We start from the raw sequence: 15,820 nt of genomic DNA on the forward strand, positions 1-15,820 counted from the left end.
GCCCGCTCGCCCTCCCTTCGTCCCGCTTGGCTGGTCGGCGGTCCCTCCTTCCCGCCCGGCTGGTCGGTCCGCCCGGCTTGCCTTCGCGCGGGCCCGTTTTCGCGGCGGCCCGTTTCCGCGCCGGCCTGTCTTCGCGCCGGCCCTCCTTCCTGTCGGCCCCCCCTCCCGCTGGGCCGGTCGCCTTCGTGCCCGGCCGGTCGGACCGCTCGCTTCTCCGCCGGCCCGGTCGGCCTCCTCCCTCGTTCCCGCCGGCCCCGGGGCCCTCGCATCGACAAGAACGCCGGACGGGTGCCGCTCCGGCCGCGGTCGGTGGCCGGGTCTCACGCCGGGTGACCGGACCGTCGTGTGCCGTCACGCGGGGTGAGATGACGACGGGGGAGCCGTGAACCCCTGGTGCTCGCCGGGCGCCCGAGTTCGGGCCGAGTTCTCGGGGTGGCGGCGGGCTGTCGGTGGGGCGGCCTAGACTCGGAGAGCGATGAGCAGCCTCTTTGACGACAGCTTCCTGGCGGCCCTCCAGCCCTCCGCGGCCCACGAGGACGAACACCCGCCGCCGCCCGAGGACGACCACGTACCGGAACCGGTTCCGGACGATCTGTTCGGCGGGAAGTTCGACGTGCCGCCGAGCCGGGACGCGTACTACCGCGACGGCGCGCCCAGGCCCGCCGTGGACCCGGCGGCCCTGCTGGACGGACTGAACGAGAACCAGCGCGCGGCCGTGGTCCACTCCGGCTCCCCGCTGCTCATCGTGGCCGGAGCCGGTTCGGGCAAGACCCGCGTCCTCACCCACCGCATCGCGCACCTGCTCGGCGAGCGGAACGTCCACCCCGGCCAGATCCTCGCGATCACCTTCACCAACAAGGCCGCAGGTGAGATGAAGGAGCGGGTCGAGGCGCTCGTGGGCCCGCGCGCCAACGCGATGTGGGTGATGACCTTCCACAGCGCCTGCGTCCGCATCCTGCGCCGCGAGAGCAAGACCCTCGGCTTCACCTCGTCGTTCTCGATCTACGACGCCGCGGACTCCAAGCGCCTGATGGCGCTCGTCTGCCGTGACCTCGACCTCGACCCCAAGCGCTTCCCGCCGAAGTCGTTCAGCGCCAAGATCTCGAACCTGAAGAACGAGCTGATCGACGAGGAGGACTTCGCCGCCCAGGCCACCGACGGCTTCGAGAAGACCCTCGCCCAGGCGTACGCGCTGTACCAGTCGCGGCTGCGCGAGGCCAACGCGCTCGACTTCGACGACCTGATCATGACCACGGTCAACCTGCTGCGCGCCTTCCCGGACGTCGCCGAGCACTACCGCCGCCGCTTCCGGCACGTCCTCGTCGACGAGTACCAGGACACCAACCACGCGCAGTACGCCCTCGTCCGCGAACTCGTCGGGACCTCCGAGCACCCGGTGGACGTACCCCCCAGCGAGTACGACCTGCCTCCCGCCGAGCTGTGCGTGGTGGGTGACGCGGACCAGTCGATCTACGCCTTCCGCGGCGCGACCATCCGCAACATCCTCCAGTTCGAGGAGGACTACCCGAACGCGACGACGATCCTGCTGGAGCAGAACTACCGCTCCACCCAGACGATCCTGTCCGCCGCCAACGCGGTCATCGAGCGCAACGAGTCGCGCCGCCCCAAGAACCTGTGGACCAACGCGGGCGCGGGCTCGAACATCACGGGCTACGTCGCGGACACCGAGCACGACGAGGCCCAGTTCGTCGCCGACGAGATAGACCGTCTCACGGACGCGGGCGAGGCCAGGGCCGGCGACGTCGCGGTCTTCTACCGCACGAACGCGCAGTCCCGCGTCTTCGAAGAGGTCTTCATCCGCGTCGGCCTGCCGTACAAGGTCGTCGGCGGCGTCCGCTTCTACGAGCGCAAGGAGGTCCGGGACGTCCTCGCCTACCTCAGGGTGCTGTCCAACCCCGAGGACTCCGTCCCGATGCGCCGCATCCTGAACGTGCCCAAGCGCGGCATCGGCGACCGCGCCGAGGCGATGATCGACGCCCTGGCACAGCGCGAGAAGATCAGCTTCCCGCAGGCGCTGCGCCGCGTCGACGAGGCCTACGGCATGGCCGCGCGCTCCACCAACGCGGTCAAGCGGTTCAACACGCTGATGGAGGACCTGCGGACGATCGTCGAGTCCGGCGCGGGCCCGGCCACCATCCTGGAGGCCGTCCTCGAACGCACCGGCTATCTCGCCGAGTTGCAGGCGTCGACCGACCCGCAGGACGAGACCCGGATCGAGAACCTCCAGGAACTCGCCGCCGTGGCCCTGGAGTTCGAGCAGGAGACCGGTGAGGGCGAGACCCCGCCCGGACTCTCCGCGTTCCTGGAACGGGTCGCGCTCGTCGCCGACTCCGACCAGATCCCGGACGAGGAGGACGGCAACGGCGTCATCACCCTGATGACCCTGCACACCGCCAAGGGCCTCGAATTCCCCGTGGTCTTCCTGACCGGCATGGAGGACGGCGTCTTCCCGCACATGCGCGCGCTCGGACAGGTCAAGGAACTGGAGGAGGAGCGGCGCCTCGCGTACGTCGGCATCACCCGCGCGCGGGAACGGCTCTACCTCACCCGGTCCTCGATGCGCAGCGCCTGGGGACAGCCCTCGTACAACCCGCCCTCCCGCTTCCTGGAGGAGATCCCGGCGACCCATCTGGACTGGAAGCGCACGGGAGCGACGTCGGCCAGGCCCGCCGGTCCCGTCTCCGGTGTCGCCGCCTCCCTGTCGTCCTCTCGTTCGCGGTCCGCGGCCTCGGGTGCCTCCGGGTTCGCCACCCGCCGCGGCGCCACCGAGAAGCCGGTGGTCTCGCTGGCCGTCGGGGACCGGGTCACGCACGACCAGTTCGGCCTCGGCACCGTCGTCGGCGTGAAGGGGACGGGCGCGAACGCGGAGGCGACGGTCGACTTCGGAGAGCCCAAGCCGAAGCGGCTGCTGCTGCGGTACGCGCCGGTGGAGAAGCTGTAGTCCGCGAGACCGTTCGCAGGGGTCCTCGGCCGTCCGGAGACGGACGGCCGAGGCCGCGGGCGCCGGATTCTCGCCCGTGGTCACATGCCGGCGGGGTTCCCGACCAGGTTCACGCGGCGGCCGGGTTCCCGACAGCGATCCGGGTTCCTACGTGGGGTCCAGTCCGTGGCTGCGCAGCCACGGCAGCGGGTCGATCGCGGAACCGCCGGCCGGGCGGACCTCGAAGTGCAGGTGCGGGCCGGTCGAGTTGCCGGAGTTCCCGGAGAAGGCGATCTGGTCACCGGCCTTGACGGTGGTGCCCGAGGCGACCTTGTACGTGGAGAGGTGGCAGTACCACGTCTCCGTGCCGTCCATCGCCGTCACGATCATCATGTTGCCGTACGCGCTGTTCCACTGCGTCCGGACGGTCCCGTCGGTCGCGGCCATCACCGGCGTCCCGTAGGAGACGGGGAAGTCGATGCCCGTGTGCACCGACATCCAGTTGACGCCGGCCTGACCGAAGTAGGCGCTGAGACCCTGCTGCGCCACGGGAAGAGCGAACTTCGGACGCAGCCGCTCCTTGCGGGCCGCCTCCTCCGCCGCCTTCTTCTTCTCCGTCGCCTGCTGCGCCTTGAGATCGATACGTTCCTGCGTGCGGCTGGCCCGGTCGGCGAAGTCGTCCGCGCCGGCGGACAGACTCTGGAGCTGGGTGTCCAGCTTGACGTTGGCGGCCGACGGCTTCACCGAGGTCGCGTCGGAGGCGCTGGCGGTGGTGTCCTTCGAGTCGCTTCCGCCGAGGCCGCCGACACCGCCCACGGAGGCGGCTGCGATCCCCGCGACCCCCATGACACAGGCGGAGGGCACCGCGACGGTCAGCAGAGCGGAACGTTTCGCGGGGCTGCGGCGCCGGGCGCGGGAACCGCTCCGCGACGCGGGCCGCCGGACCGGGGTGATCTCTTCCTGGTCCTCCAGCAGCGGCCGCTCGTGCCCCTCGTCGTACGGGTCGTAGCCGTCCTCGGCGCCGTCCGCGCCCGCGAAGTCCTCGGCCGGGTCGAACTCGGCCGGGCCGAACTCGTCCTCGTCCGCGTCGGGCCGGCCGTGGAGCGCCTGGTCGAAGGTCGCGGTGGCCTGCTGGTCGAAGGGCACCGCCTCCGCCGCGCCGGACGCGCCCTCGTAGGTCATGTCGAGCTGCGTCAGCTCGTGGTCGTACGACGCGGACTCCGCCTGCGGCTGGTCGTACGAAGGGGTCTGCGCGTGCTCGTACGTCTCCGTCTGCGGGTGCTCGTGGGCCTGGTACGCGTCCTGGCCGCCGGCGCTGTTCCACTGCGTGGCGTCGTACGCGCCCGTCTCCTGCGTCGGCACGGTCCACTGCTGGGTGCCGCCGAGCGGCTGCTCGGGCTGGACCCAGGCGCCGGAGTCCCACTGGCCCGAGGCGTCGGGGCCCGGATGCTGCGCGGGGATGTCGGCGGGCTGCTGGTAACCGTTCGTCCAGGCCGCGCTGTTGTGGGCGCCGGTGTCGTAGCCGGAGTGCTGCGCCGCGTACGGGTCGTAGCCCATGGGCTGCTGGACTCCCGCGTTCCACTGCGTGGCGTCGTACGAGCCGGTTCCGGAACCGTCCGGCAGGGTGCCGAAGAGCGGGTCACCGGAGTAGTCCGCGCCGGCGTAGGCGCCCATGGTGGCCGCGCCCGGGTCGAAGGCCGTGGCGGTGTAGTCGCCGTACGCGGTGAAGTCGCCGTACTGGGCTTCTTGCGCGTCGTAGGACGCGTAGGACGCCGAGGCGGCGTCGGAAGCCGGGGCCGGGGGAGTCGCGATCCCCGACGGGTGACGGTCGTTCACCAACTTCTCTTTCGCCTCGACAACAGGGGCTGGCAGAGCAGTGCGGCGACTGTACCCGGCGGTATGCGGGCGCGACAATCTTCGGCAGGTTTCCCCGTCGCGGGAAACGGGCATTCGGCCGTGTTTCGGGGGAGGGCGGGCAAGGGCTTGGCCTGGCGTTCGATTGATGTTCGAGGATTTCGGCTGCCGGGAAGGCCGTCGGGCGGCCGTCAGCCCTCCCGACGGCCGCCCTCGGACCGCTTCTCGTCCCCTCGGGGCGCGTTTCTCGTTCCCGCGGAGTGTTTCCGCGCCGCCTCACGCCGGCGTGGAGCCGCCCTCACGCCATGGTGAGGCCGTCCCTCATGCCACGGTGAGTCCGCCGCGTCGGGTCACGGCGGTGGGTCCGGACACCTCGAGGTCGAGTGCCTGCCGGATGCCGGTCGCGACGGCCGGGTGCACGGGCAGCGCGAGATGGCCGACCCCGCTCACGCGGACGTTCTGGGCGAGCAGGTCGGGGTGCTCGACGCAGGCCGTCTCCAGCGGGTCCATCAGATGGTCGAGGTCGCTCCAGAAGCTGACGAACTGCGTACGGCAGCCCGGAGCGGGACCGGTCAGTTCCTCGATCACCGGGGAACCGGGGCGCATCTGGCGGACGATCGGGTGCGCGTTCATCAGCGGCGCGACCCGGGTGCCCGAGTGCGGGGTGCCGAGCGTGACGAGGGTGCGGACGTGGCTGTCGCCGCCGAGGCACTGCACGTAGTAGCGCGCGATGAGCCCGCCGAGGCTGTGTCCGACGATGTCCACCCGGTCGTGGCCGGTGCGCTCGCAGATCTCCTCGATGTGCCGGCCCAGCAGTTCCGCCGCCGTACGGATGTCGCACGTCAGCGGCGAGTAGTTCAGGGACTCGACGTGCTGCCGGCCGTGCTGGGCGAGATTGCGGCGCAGCAGGACGAAGACGGAGCGGTTGTCGATGAAACCGTGCAGCAGGACGACCGGGGGCTTGGCCTCGGTGGGCAGCGGGGCGGCGACGTCGGACGGGGGGAGCGGATGACCGGTGCGGCGTTCTTGTGTGATGCCGGAGGGATAGAGGAGGAGGTGCCCGGCGAGGATCGCGAGCTCCAGTGCCGTGGCCTTCAGCAGGGCCACCGAGAGCCCGGCCAGTTTCGTCGGAAACAGGCGCTGGCACAGGGGGAGAAAGGGCGACGCAGCCTCGGTCACCTTCATGGCCGACCTCCAGTCGGCACGCGGGAGGACCACTCCGTCCCCCGTGTGCCCTAGTGGAAAGCCGTGAGGTCGGCGACGGCGGCGGCCCACGACGCGTCCCCGGGGTGTGAGACCGGTGACGCTGCGGAGTGCTCGGCGAAGGCGCGGTATACGACGCCGACCCCGGCTCCCCGACGGTCCGCCGCGCTGGGTGCACGGCGTCGTGTCGTGGCGTGGAGTCGCCCTCGTGTTCCCGTGGTCCTGCCGCCCGGCCTCGCTCCCCGCTGTCGTGCCGTCGCCGATGTGCCCCAGCACCACGCCGTCCCGCTGACGACATGCTGTGCGGCCACCTGGTCGCGGCTCTTCTTGCGCCTGCTCCGGCCGAGGCCCGTACGCCGCAACTGCCTGCGGCGCCAGTGCCGCCGTACGGAACCGTGCGCGGCGAACTTGTCCCAGTGTGTGATTTCCCCCTCGGTCCCGACCGCGAAACTGCCGGTTGCGGGATGCTGGCGATAACGTTCGTTCACTTCTCGGACCGAAAGGGCCCCGGGACGCCTGTGCCGCTTGGGCGCGATCGGTGATTCCGAGTCATCCGGTGTGGCGCGCGGAAAACTGAGCGATATGTGTCGATGGTCAGTAGTCGGTGCGGTCGAGGAGCGCCTGTCGGTGACGGCGGGTAGTCAAGAGTGGTCGGTCGGTGTACCCCGGTGGTGAATCCCGGTCGGTGGTTCCTCGATCGGCTGCCGGTCCTCGTCCGGCGGTGGCCGTCGCAGGCCGTGCGTCGGCAGTCTTCGTAGGTGCAGGTCGAAGTAGCTCGTTCATGGAGGCAGTGATGGGTGTGGCAGCCGGTCCGATCCGCGTGGTGGTGGCCAAGCCGGGGCTCGACGGCCACGATCGTGGGGCCAAGGTGATCGCGCGGGCGCTGCGCGACGCCGGTATGGAGGTCATCTACACCGGGCTTCATCAGACCCCCGAGCAGATCGTCGACACCGCGATCCAGGAGGACGCCGACGCGATCGGCCTGTCCATCCTGTCCGGCGCCCACAACACGCTCTTCGCGGCCGTCATCGCCCTTCTCAAGGAGCGCGAGGCCGAGGACATCAAGGTCTTCGGCGGCGGCATCATCCCCGAGGCGGACATCGCTCCCCTCAAGGAGAAGGGCGTCGCGGAGATCTTCACCCCGGGCGCGACGACGGTGTCCATCGTGGACTGGGTCCGCGCGAACGTCAGGCAGCCGGCCGGCACGTGACCGGGCGCCTGCGCCGACCCGTGTGACATGCCGGTGCTCGAACCGGCCACCGTGACTGCCGGTGCTCGAACCGGCCACCGTGACCGCCGGTGCTTGTACCGGCCACCGTGAGCGCCGGTGCCTGCGCGTGTGCCGGTGCGGGCCATGTGACCGTCGGTGCCTACGCCTACGCCTACGCCTACGCCTACGCCTGCGCCGAGACTGCCGGTGCCTACGCCGGGTCCGCGTGACCGCCGGTGCCTACGCCTGCGGCGGGTCCACCTGGCCATCGGTGCCGCGCCCGTGTCCGCGTCGGTCCGCGTGGCCGCCGGGTACCCCCGCCCGCGTGGACCCCGGTGGCCTTCGGCGTCCCCAGCGCCGGAGCGGTTCGGCGCCGGAGGGCTCGGTTTCGCCCGGTTCTCCGCGAGGGGCGGTCACGGTGCCGTGAGTTCGGCGGACATGGTCGCTCTCAGTCGCAGGGTCGTCACGAGCCGCTGGAAGGCTTCGGCCCAGTAGTCGCCGGAGCCCGGCGCCGCGTGCTCCGACTCGTCGGGGACCGAGGTGAGACCTTCGAGCCGCGCCGCCTCCGCGGGGTCGAGGCAGCGCTCGGCCAGCCCCATCACCCCGCTGAAGCTCCACGGGAAGCTCCCCGCGTCCCGCGCGATGTCGAGGGCGTCCACCACCGCCCGCCCCAGGCTCCCCGCCCAGGGCACCGCGCACACCCCGAGCAACTGGAACGCCTCGGACAGTCCGTGCGTACCGATGAACCCGGCCACCCAGTCGGCCCGTTCCCCCGGGCTCAGCGTGGCGAGCAATTTGGCCCGCTCGGCCAGCGACACCGCCCCCGGCCCCCCGGCCTCCGGAGCGGAGGGCGGCCCGAGGAGCGCCCTCGACCACGCGGGATCGCGCTGCCGCACCGCCGCCCGGCACCATGCAGCGTGCAGTTCCCCCTGCCAGCCGTCCGCCACGGGCAGCGCCACCACCTCTTCCGGTGAGCGGCCGCCGAGCCGATCCACCCAGGTGCGCAGGGGTGCCGCCTCGACGAGCTGGCCCAGCCACCAGGACCGCTCTCCCCGGCGGGCCGGCGGCTTCGGCACCACCCCGTCCCGCTCCATCGCCGCGTCGCACTCGTGCGGTGCCTCGACCGTGATCGCCGGGGTCTCGCGCGTATGGTCGAGGGCCACGCACGAGGCGGCCCTGTCCGCCATCCTCGCGGCGAGCGCCGACCCCGGCAGCGCGGACAGCAGCTCGGCCGCCGTCGCACGTACGTTGCGGCTGCGGTCGGCCAGGGCCCCTTCGAGGAACGCCTCGTCCTCGGCGCACAGTCCGGACCGGAGCGAGTCCAGGAACATCAGCCGGTCCTCGGCCCGCTCCGTAGCCCAGGTGGCGACGAGCAGGGCGCGTCCGGTGGCCGGATCCTTGGCCCGGACCGCCGCCAGCAGCGTGACCCGCTCCGCGAACAGCCCCTCCTGCCACAGCCGTTGTACGTCCTCGGCCTTCTCCGGCGGCGTGGTGGCGCCGCCCGGCGAGCTGCGCAGCGCGAACCGCCACTCGGGGTTCAGCCCGGCCAGCCACAGTGCCCGCGGCCCGGCGAAGGCGAGGGCGGCGGGCCGCAGGTCCGTGCGCCCCCGGGCCGCGTCGAGAAGCGCAGGAAGGGCCTGCGGGGGCGCGGCGAAACCGCGTGCGTTCGCCAGGGCCAGCCACTGGGGCAGCAGTTCGACGAGGTCGGGTGCCGCGCCTCTGCGGCCGCCGCCTCCCGTCCCGGGCCGGTCCGCGAGCAGAGTCGAGAGCCGTCGGGCCGCGGCGGGCGGCAGCGGGGTCCGTCCGTCCGGTGCCGCGGGCTCCGGACGGGCCGCCGCCCGCGCCGGCCGGACTCCGGCCCGCCGCCGTACGGTCTCCACGGCCGCCGCGTCCAGCAGCGCCACGGGAGCCTGCTGCCCGGGCCGTTGGCCCGGAAGCGTGCGCCGCTCGGTGCCGAGCAGCGCCACGGTGACGAGCTCCTCCCAGGAGCCGCCGCCGGGCGTGCCCGGGGAAGCCGGTGCGGTGGTCATGAACGTCCTTTCCGTACGGAGGTCAGCACAGCGGCACCGCCTCGCCCTCGCCCCGCGGCCATGCCGTCAGCGGGGTGAAGCCGCGGTGGCCGCACTCGCCGAAGACCGTGACCGGCGCGCCGCCGGACAAGGCGACCAGGCGCCACAGTTCGGGCTGGGACAGCGAGGAGGGGCTGAGCGGGAGCGCCGAGTCGCCATCGGCGTCGGCGAGTTGCCACGCGTCGCCGTCCGGGGTCGGTATCACCCGCTCCAGGGTGACGGGGCAGGAGTCCAGCCAGGGATCGGCGCGCAGCGCTTCGCCGTAACGGGCGGCGGCCTGAGGAGTGGTCAGCCCCTTCGGCCGGATCGCCGCGGGTGCCGGGGCGGTGAACCGTTCGCCCAGCGCCGCCCGCAGTTGGCCGGCTCCCGGGTACGCGGACAGCTCCGCCTCGAAGGCCAGCCCCACTGGAAGCGCCAGTTCGGGTGCCCGGCCGGCGGCGCCGTAGGACAGGATCAGGGCCGTGCGGCCGGACTCGGCGCCGTACAGCCAGATCCTGCGTGTGGTGAGCCGGGCGTCCGCCGTGTCGTACTGGGCGAGGACCAGCCAGCGGTCGCGCAGCGGCGGGCCGTCCGCGGAGCCGGGCAGCCCGACGCGGGAGCGGACCGTCGCGGCCAGGTCGTCCGGCAGCCGCTCGCGCCGCAGCCAGCCCTGGTCGAGCAGATGCAGCAGCGCGCACTCCTCCAGCAACCGCACGGGCCAGCCCGGCCCGGACGACGGGATCGCCCCCAACTCCCGCACGCGCGAGGCCAGTCCGGGTGCCTGGGCGTCGACCATCCGGGCCGCCGTCTCCTCCCACATCCCGTACCCAGCCCGTTCGGCGGAGGCGAGGCCGCCGCGCAGCAGATCCGCCAGCCGCTGCTCCAGCTCCGACGTCCCCGCGGTGATCCGCTCGGCCCGGCGTTCGGCCCGGCGCCGGGCCGCCTCGGGATCACCCGCGGAGGCGGCTCCAGATCCCCCGCCCGGCGAGCTCCTGCTCTCCGCGCGCCTGCGCCGGCCCTCCAACCACTGGGCGGCCCACTCCGGCGGCTGCGCGGACGGCACCACCCCGTCCGCGCCCGCCCAGAGCAGCAGCAGCCCCAGCGCGTGCTTGCACGGGAACTTCCGGCTCGGGCAACTGCACTTGTAAGCGGGACCCGTCGAGTCCGCGATGTCCACGACCGTCTGATACGGCTTGCTGCCGCTTCCCCTGCACAGTCCCCATACCGTCCCCTCCTCCGTACTGCCCGCCTCGGACCACGGGCCGGCCGCGCCGAGCTTGCTCCCCGCCTTGCGTGACGCGGCGTCAGGCGCCAGTGCCAGCACCTGATCCGCCGTCCAGCGCACCGCCTGCTGTGTCATGCGATCGAAGGTAGGACCCGCCACTGACAATCGGCCCCGGCGGCCATGTCTGCGCAGGTCAGAGCGCGTTGTCAGTGGCGTGGTGCACGGTGGAACCAGATCCGAACCGGCCGAGCTGGAGGGGGACCGAGGCATGTCCGTGTCCGTTGAACCGACGTCCGTTGACGCACCCGCGGGAGAGAAGGGGGCGAGCCGGCCGAGCGAGGCGCTGCGACCGCACGCCGAGCACGCCTTCGCCGCCGAACTCGCCGCGCTCGCCGCGCAGGACGACCGGCCCCGCCCCGAGCGCTGGCTGCTGTCGCCCTGGGCCGTGGCCACCTATCTGCTGGGCGGCACGCTGCCGGACGGCACCGTGATCACTCCCAAGTACGTGGGGCCGCGCCGCATCGTCGAGGTCGCCGTCACCACCCTCGCCACGGACCGGGCCCTGCTCCTGCTCGGCGTGCCCGGCACCGCGAAGACGTGGGTGTCCGAGCATCTGGCGGCCGCGGTCAGCGGCGACTCGACCCTGCTCGTGCAGGGCACGGCCGGCACACCGGAGGAGGCCATCCGGTACGGCTGGAACTACGCGCAGTTGCTCGCGCACGGGCCCAGCCGTGACGCGCTCGTGCCGAGCCCCGTCATGCGGGCCATGGCCGAGGGCATGACCGCCCGCGTCGAGGAGCTGACGCGTGTGCCCGCGGACGTGCAGGACAGCCTGATCACGATCCTTTCCGAGAAGACCCTGCCGATCCCGGAGCTGGGCCAGGAGGTGCAGGCCGTCCGCGGGTTCAACCTCATCGCCACGGCCAACGACCGCGACCGCGGGGTGAACGAACTCTCCAGCGCCCTGCGCCGCCGCTTCAACACGGTGGTGCTGCCGTTGCCGGAGAGCGCCGACGCCGAGGTCGACATCGTCTCGCGCCGGGTCGACCAGATCGGCCGCTCCCTCGACCTGCCCGCCGTGCCCGACGGCGTCGACGAGATCCGCCGGGTCGTCACCGTCTTCCGGGAGCTGCGTGACGGGATCACGGCCGACGGCCGGACGAAGCTGAAGTCGCCCAGCGGCACCCTGTCCACGGCCGAGGCGATCTCCGTCGTCACCAACGGCCTCGCTCTGGCGGCCCACTTCGGTGACGGAGTCCTGCGGGCGAGCGACGTAGCCGCGGGCATCCTAGGCGCCGTCGTGCGCGACCCGGCCGCCGACCGTGTCATCTGGCAGGAGTATCTGGAAGCGGTCGTCCGCGAGCGGGACGGCTGGAAGGACTTCTACCGTGCCTGCCGCGAGGTGAGCGCATGAGCGCCGGGCGGGACGCCGGGCCGCCCGGTCCGGAGCGCGGGACCTTCGCCCGGGGGCCCGGGCCGCTGCTGCTCGGCGTGCGGCACCACGGACCCGGGTCGGCGCGGGCCGTGCGGGCGGCGCTGGAGGCGGCGGCGCCCCGGGTCGTGCTGATCGAGGGGCCGCCCGAGGCGGACGCGCTCGTCCCGCTGGCCGGCGAGAAGGACATGCGGCCCCCGGTGGCGCTGCTCGCCCACGTCGTCGACGAGCCCGGCCGGTCGGCCTTCTGGCCGCTGGCCGAGTTCTCGCCGGAGTGGGTGGCGATCCAGTGGGCGCTGGAGCACGGGGCGCAGGCCCGTTTCATCGACCTCCCGGCCGCCCACACCCTGGCTTGGGGGAGAGACGACGAGCAGGGCACGGACCCCGACGGGGACGGGGACGGGCCCGGCGGCGCGCCTCTCGACGCCCCGCCCCTGGACGGGAACCGCGGTGTCCCCGGCGTCCCCGGTTCCGGAGGCGACGCGGCACCGGAACCGGACGGAGTCAACGCGGTGGATCCCGGCACGGCAGGTGGTCCCGGCCGGTCCGCCGACGCGGCCGCCGTCCGGATCGACCCCCTCGCGGTGCTCGCCGAGACGGCCGGGTACGACGATCCGGAGCGTTGGTGGGAGGACGTGGTCGAGCACCGGTCCGGCGCGGCCGACGACCCGTTCGCACCGTTCGCCGTGCTGGAGGAGGCCATGGGGTCGCTGCGCGAGGTGTACGGGGTCGGCGGCCACGACCGGGACCTGGTGCGCGAGGCCTACATGCGGCTCCAGATCAGGGCGGCACAGCGCGAGTCCGGGGACGCGGTGGCCGTGGTGTGCGGGGCCTGGCACGTGCCCGCCCTGCGGCAGCGGGCCACGGTCGGCGCCGACCGGGCACTCCTGAAGGGGCTGCCCAAGGCCAAGGTCCAGCTCACGTGGGTGCCCTGGACACACCGCCGGCTGTCCCGCGCCAGCGGGTACGGAGCGGGCATCGACTCGCCGGGCTGGTACGGGCATCTGTTCGGCGCCCCCGACCGCCCCGTCGAGCGGTGGATGACCAAGGTGGCCAGGCTGCTGCGCGACGAGGACCGGGGCGTGTCGTCGGCCCACGTCATCGAGGCCGTGCGCCTGGCGGGCACGCTCGCCGCGATGCGCGGCCGCCCGCTGCCGGGACTGACCGAGACCACCGACGCCGTCCGCGCCGTGATGTGCGAGGGCTCGGACGTCCCCCTGGACCTGGTGCGCGACCGGCTCGTGGTCGGCGAGGTGCTCGGTGAGGTGCCGGAATCCGCCCCGGCGGTGCCGTTGCAGCGAGACCTCACGCAGGCGCAGCGGCGGCTGCGGCTCAAGCCCGAGGCGCTGGAGCGGGAGGTGGAGCTCGACCTGCGCAAGGAGACCGACGCGGGGCGCAGCACCCTGTTGCACCGGCTGCGGCTCCTGGGTGTCGGATGGGGCGAGCCCGCGGCGTCCCGCGGCAGCACGGGCACCTTCCGGGAGACCTGGCGGCTGCGCTGGGAGCCGGAGCTGTCGGTGCGGGTCGCCGAGGCCGGTGTGTGGGGCACGACCGTCGTGTCGGCCGCGACGGCCAAGGCCGAGGCGGACGCCGTCGGCGCGCCGTCGCTGGGGGACGTCACGGCCCTCGCCGAGCGCTGCCTCCTCGCCGAGCTTCCGGACGCGCTGCCCGTGGTGATGCGGGTCCTCGCCGACCGGGCGGCCCTCGACACGGACGTGGGTCACCTCGCGCAGGCCCTGCCCGCCCTCGTCCGCTCCCTGCGCTACGGCGACGTACGCGGCACGGACACCCAGGCCCTCGGCGGGGTCGCGGCCGGCCTCGCCGAACGCGTCTTCGTGGGCCTCCCGCCGGCCTGCGCCTCCCTCGACGGCGACGCCGCCGAGGAGATGCGCGGCCACCTCGACGCCGTGCACGGGGCGGTGGGGCTGCTGGGGGAGGCGGCCCTGGGGACCGACGGGCCTCCGGGCATCCGCGGGCGCTGGCACTCGGTGCTGCGGGTGCTCGCCGCGCGGGACACCGTTCCGGGAGTGGTCAGGGGCCGGGCGGTCCGCCTGCTCCTCGACGAAGGGGAGCTGGCCCAGGAGGAGGCCGCCCGGCTCATGGGCCTCGTGCTGTCGCCGGGCACGGAACCCGCGGACGGGGCCGCGTGGATCGAGGGGTTCGTCGGGGGCGGCTCCGGCGGCATGCTCCTCGTGCACGACGAGCGGCTGCTCGGGCTGGTGGACACATGGCTGACCGGGGTGCCGGCGGAGGCGTTCACCGACGTGCTGCCGCTGCTGCGCCGGACGTTCTCGGCGTACGAGACGGGGGTGCGCAGGACCCTGGGCGAGCTGGTCCGGCGCGGTCCCGCGCCCCGGGCGCACGCGCAGGCCACCGGGTCCGGCTCCGGCATACCCGGGTTCGCGCCCGACCTCGACACCGAGCGCGCCGACGCCGTTCTGCCGCTGCTGAGCCTGCTGCTGGGGCTGGCCGACTCCGGCACGGAGAGCGGAGCCGGCAGCGACGGCGGAGCCGGCACCGACAGCGGCGCGGGAACCGACATCGGCACCGGCACCGAAAGCCGTACCGGCACCGAAAGCCGTACCGGCACCGGAACCGACGCCGGCATCGACAACGATCTTGTGAGGGTGGCTCCATGACCGAGGCGGCGTTGAGTGCCGGGGACGAGCGGCTGCGGCGCTGGAGGCTGGTGCTCGGCGGCGACGAGGCGGACGGCACCGGATGCGTGCTCTCCGGCCGGGAGGCCGCCATGGACGGGGCGCTGGGCGCGCTCTACGGAAAGGGGAGCGGGGGACGGCCGGGGCGGGACCGCTCGGCGGGGCTCGGGGCGTCGGCGCCGTCGGTCGCGCGCTGGCTCGGTGACATCCGGACCCACTTCCCCTCCTCCGTCGTCCAGGTGATGCAGAGGGACGCCATCGACCGGCTCGGGCTCTCCGCCCTGCTCCTGGAGCCCGAGATGCTGGAGGCGGTGGAGGCGGACGTGCATCTGGTGGGCACCCTCCTCTCCCTCAACAAGGCCATGCCGGAGACGACGAAGGAGACCGCGCGGGCCGTGGTGCGCAAGGTCGTCCAGGACCTGGAGAAGCGGCTCGCCACCCGCACCCGGGCCACGCTCACCGGTGCCCTCGACCGCAGCGCCCGGATCAGCAGGCCGCGCCACCACGACATCGACTGGAACCGCACGATCGCGGCCAACCTGAAGCACTACCTGCCCGAGTACCGCACGGTCGTGCCCGAGCGGCTGATCGGCTACGGGCGGGCGTCTCAGTCGGTGAAGAAGGAGGTCATCCTCTGCATCGACCAGTCGGGGTCGATGGCGGCGTCGGTCGTCTACGCCTCCGTGTTCGGTGCCGTGCTGGCGTCCATGCGGTCCATCGCGACCCGGCTCGTCGTGTTCGACACGGCCGTCGTCGACCTCACCGACCAGCTCGACGATCCGGTCGACGTCCTCTTCGGCACCCAGCTCGGCGGCGGCACGGACATCAACCGGGCGCTCGCCTACTGCCAGGCGCAGATCACCAGACCGGCCGACACGGTCGTCGTCCTCATCAGCGACCTCTACGAAGGCGGGATCCGCAACGAGATGCTGAAGCGGGTCGCGGCGATGAAGTCGTCGGGGGTGCAGTTCGTGACGCTGCTGGCGCTGTCCGACGAGGGGGCGCCCGCGTACGACCGTGAGCACGCGGCGGCGCTCGCGGCGCTCGACGCGCCGGCGTTCGCCTGCACACCCGACCTCTTCCCCGAGGTGATGGCGGCGGCGATCGAGAAGCGGCCGCTGCCGGTCCCGGACACGAGGTGAGGGGTTTCCGTCCTGACCGCGGATGACCGATACAGATCGGTTCAGATCGGTTCAGATTGGTTCGGATCGGTTCGGGTCGGTTCGGGAGACCCGGACGGCGGAAAGCCG

The 15,820-nt window shown here is 73.1% G+C and carries 10 protein-coding genes; 6 read left to right on the forward strand and 4 right to left on the reverse strand.

All coding sequences use genetic code 11. The annotated features are described in order from the left end of the window. Positions 1-475: 475 nt before the first annotated feature. On the forward strand, positions 476-2,962 hold the full coding sequence (pcrA, locus tag ACFYYF_RS06695) for a DNA helicase PcrA (protein WP_388772114.1): 2,487 nt from the start codon (positions 476-478) through the stop codon (positions 2,960-2,962). Positions 2,963-3,109: 147 nt separating this feature from the next. Here the strand turns inward: pcrA and ACFYYF_RS06700 are convergent, their stop codons facing one another. Together ACFYYF_RS06700 and ACFYYF_RS06705 are read right to left on the reverse strand one after the other, a co-directional pair. Beyond that, positions 3,110-4,891, reverse strand: coding sequence for a M23 family metallopeptidase (locus ACFYYF_RS06700; protein WP_388772116.1), 1,782 nt, complete (start codon positions 4,889-4,891; stop codon positions 3,110-3,112). A 225-nt stretch (positions 4,892-5,116) separates the two neighbouring features. Beyond that, positions 5,117-5,980, reverse strand: a complete 864-nt coding sequence (locus ACFYYF_RS06705) for an esterase/lipase family protein (protein WP_388772119.1) — start codon at positions 5,978-5,980, stop codon at positions 5,117-5,119. Positions 5,981-6,791: 811 nt separating this feature from the next. Between ACFYYF_RS06705 and ACFYYF_RS06710 the strand changes: the two genes are divergently transcribed. Next, a complete protein-coding gene (locus ACFYYF_RS06710; protein ID WP_361676490.1) occupies positions 6,792-7,208 on the forward strand; it encodes a cobalamin B12-binding domain-containing protein in 417 nt (138 codons plus the stop codon). Positions 7,209-7,297: 89 nt separating this feature from the next. Then, positions 7,298-7,438 (forward strand): hypothetical protein, encoded by a 141-nt coding sequence (locus ACFYYF_RS06715; protein ID WP_388772122.1) that lies wholly within the window; start codon positions 7,298-7,300, stop codon positions 7,436-7,438. A 183-nt stretch (positions 7,439-7,621) separates the two neighbouring features. Here the strand turns inward: ACFYYF_RS06715 and ACFYYF_RS06720 are convergent, their stop codons facing one another. Then, a complete protein-coding gene (locus tag ACFYYF_RS06720; protein WP_388772124.1) occupies positions 7,622-9,238 on the reverse strand; it encodes a DUF5691 domain-containing protein in 1,617 nt (538 codons plus the stop codon). A 22-nt stretch (positions 9,239-9,260) separates the two neighbouring features. Next, a complete protein-coding gene (locus ACFYYF_RS06725; protein WP_388772126.1) occupies positions 9,261-10,616 on the reverse strand; it encodes an SWIM zinc finger family protein in 1,356 nt (451 codons plus the stop codon). 133 nt (positions 10,617-10,749) lie between these two features. On the opposite strand from ACFYYF_RS06725, the gene ACFYYF_RS06730 reads away from it, so the two are divergent. The 3 genes from ACFYYF_RS06730 to ACFYYF_RS06740 are packed head-to-tail and all read left to right on the forward strand — an operon-like array spanning position 10,750 to position 15,712. Next, complete coding sequence (locus tag ACFYYF_RS06730; protein ID WP_361676481.1) at positions 10,750-11,895, forward strand: AAA family ATPase; 1,146 nt, start codon at positions 10,750-10,752, stop codon at positions 11,893-11,895. After that, a complete protein-coding gene (locus tag ACFYYF_RS06735) occupies positions 11,892-14,552 on the forward strand; it encodes a DUF5682 family protein (protein ID WP_388772129.1) in 2,661 nt (886 codons plus the stop codon). Before ACFYYF_RS06730 ends, ACFYYF_RS06735 begins: the two co-directional genes overlap by 4 nt. Continuing rightward, the gene (locus ACFYYF_RS06740; RefSeq protein WP_388772132.1) at positions 14,549-15,712 is read left to right on the forward strand and encodes a VWA domain-containing protein; all 1,164 of its coding nucleotides are present in this window, start codon (positions 14,549-14,551) and stop codon (positions 15,710-15,712) included. Before ACFYYF_RS06735 ends, ACFYYF_RS06740 begins: the two co-directional genes overlap by 4 nt. Positions 15,713-15,820: the final 108 nt, after the last annotated feature.

The sequence above is a fragment of the Streptomyces sp. NPDC001914 genome (assembly GCF_042891215.1).
Lineage (GTDB): Bacteria > Actinomycetota > Actinomycetes > Streptomycetales > Streptomycetaceae > Streptomyces.

What these genes read in the sequence shown, in the direction of transcription:
- pcrA (WP_388772114.1), top strand. Translation starts at nt 476, where the DNA reads ATGAGCAGCCTCTTTGACGACAGCTTCCTGGCGGCCCTCCAGCCCTCC.
- ACFYYF_RS06730 (WP_361676481.1), top strand. Translation starts at nt 10,750, where the DNA reads ATGTCCGTGTCCGTTGAACCGACGTCCGTTGACGCACCCGCGGGAGAG.
- ACFYYF_RS06720 (WP_388772124.1), bottom strand. Translation starts at nt 9,238, where the DNA reads ATGACCACCGCACCGGCTTCCCCGGGCACGCCCGGCGGCGGCTCCTGG.
- ACFYYF_RS06735 (WP_388772129.1), top strand. Translation starts at nt 11,892, where the DNA reads ATGAGCGCCGGGCGGGACGCCGGGCCGCCCGGTCCGGAGCGCGGGACC.
- ACFYYF_RS06725 (WP_388772126.1), bottom strand. Translation starts at nt 10,616, where the DNA reads ATGACACAGCAGGCGGTGCGCTGGACGGCGGATCAGGTGCTGGCACTG.
- ACFYYF_RS06740 (WP_388772132.1), top strand. Translation starts at nt 14,549, where the DNA reads ATGACCGAGGCGGCGTTGAGTGCCGGGGACGAGCGGCTGCGGCGCTGG.
- ACFYYF_RS06700 (WP_388772116.1), bottom strand. Translation starts at nt 4,891, where the DNA reads ATGCCCGTTTCCCGCGACGGGGAAACCTGCCGAAGATTGTCGCGCCCG.
- ACFYYF_RS06705 (WP_388772119.1), bottom strand. Translation starts at nt 5,980, where the DNA reads ATGAAGGTGACCGAGGCTGCGTCGCCCTTTCTCCCCCTGTGCCAGCGC.
- ACFYYF_RS06710 (WP_361676490.1), top strand. Translation starts at nt 6,792, where the DNA reads ATGGGTGTGGCAGCCGGTCCGATCCGCGTGGTGGTGGCCAAGCCGGGG.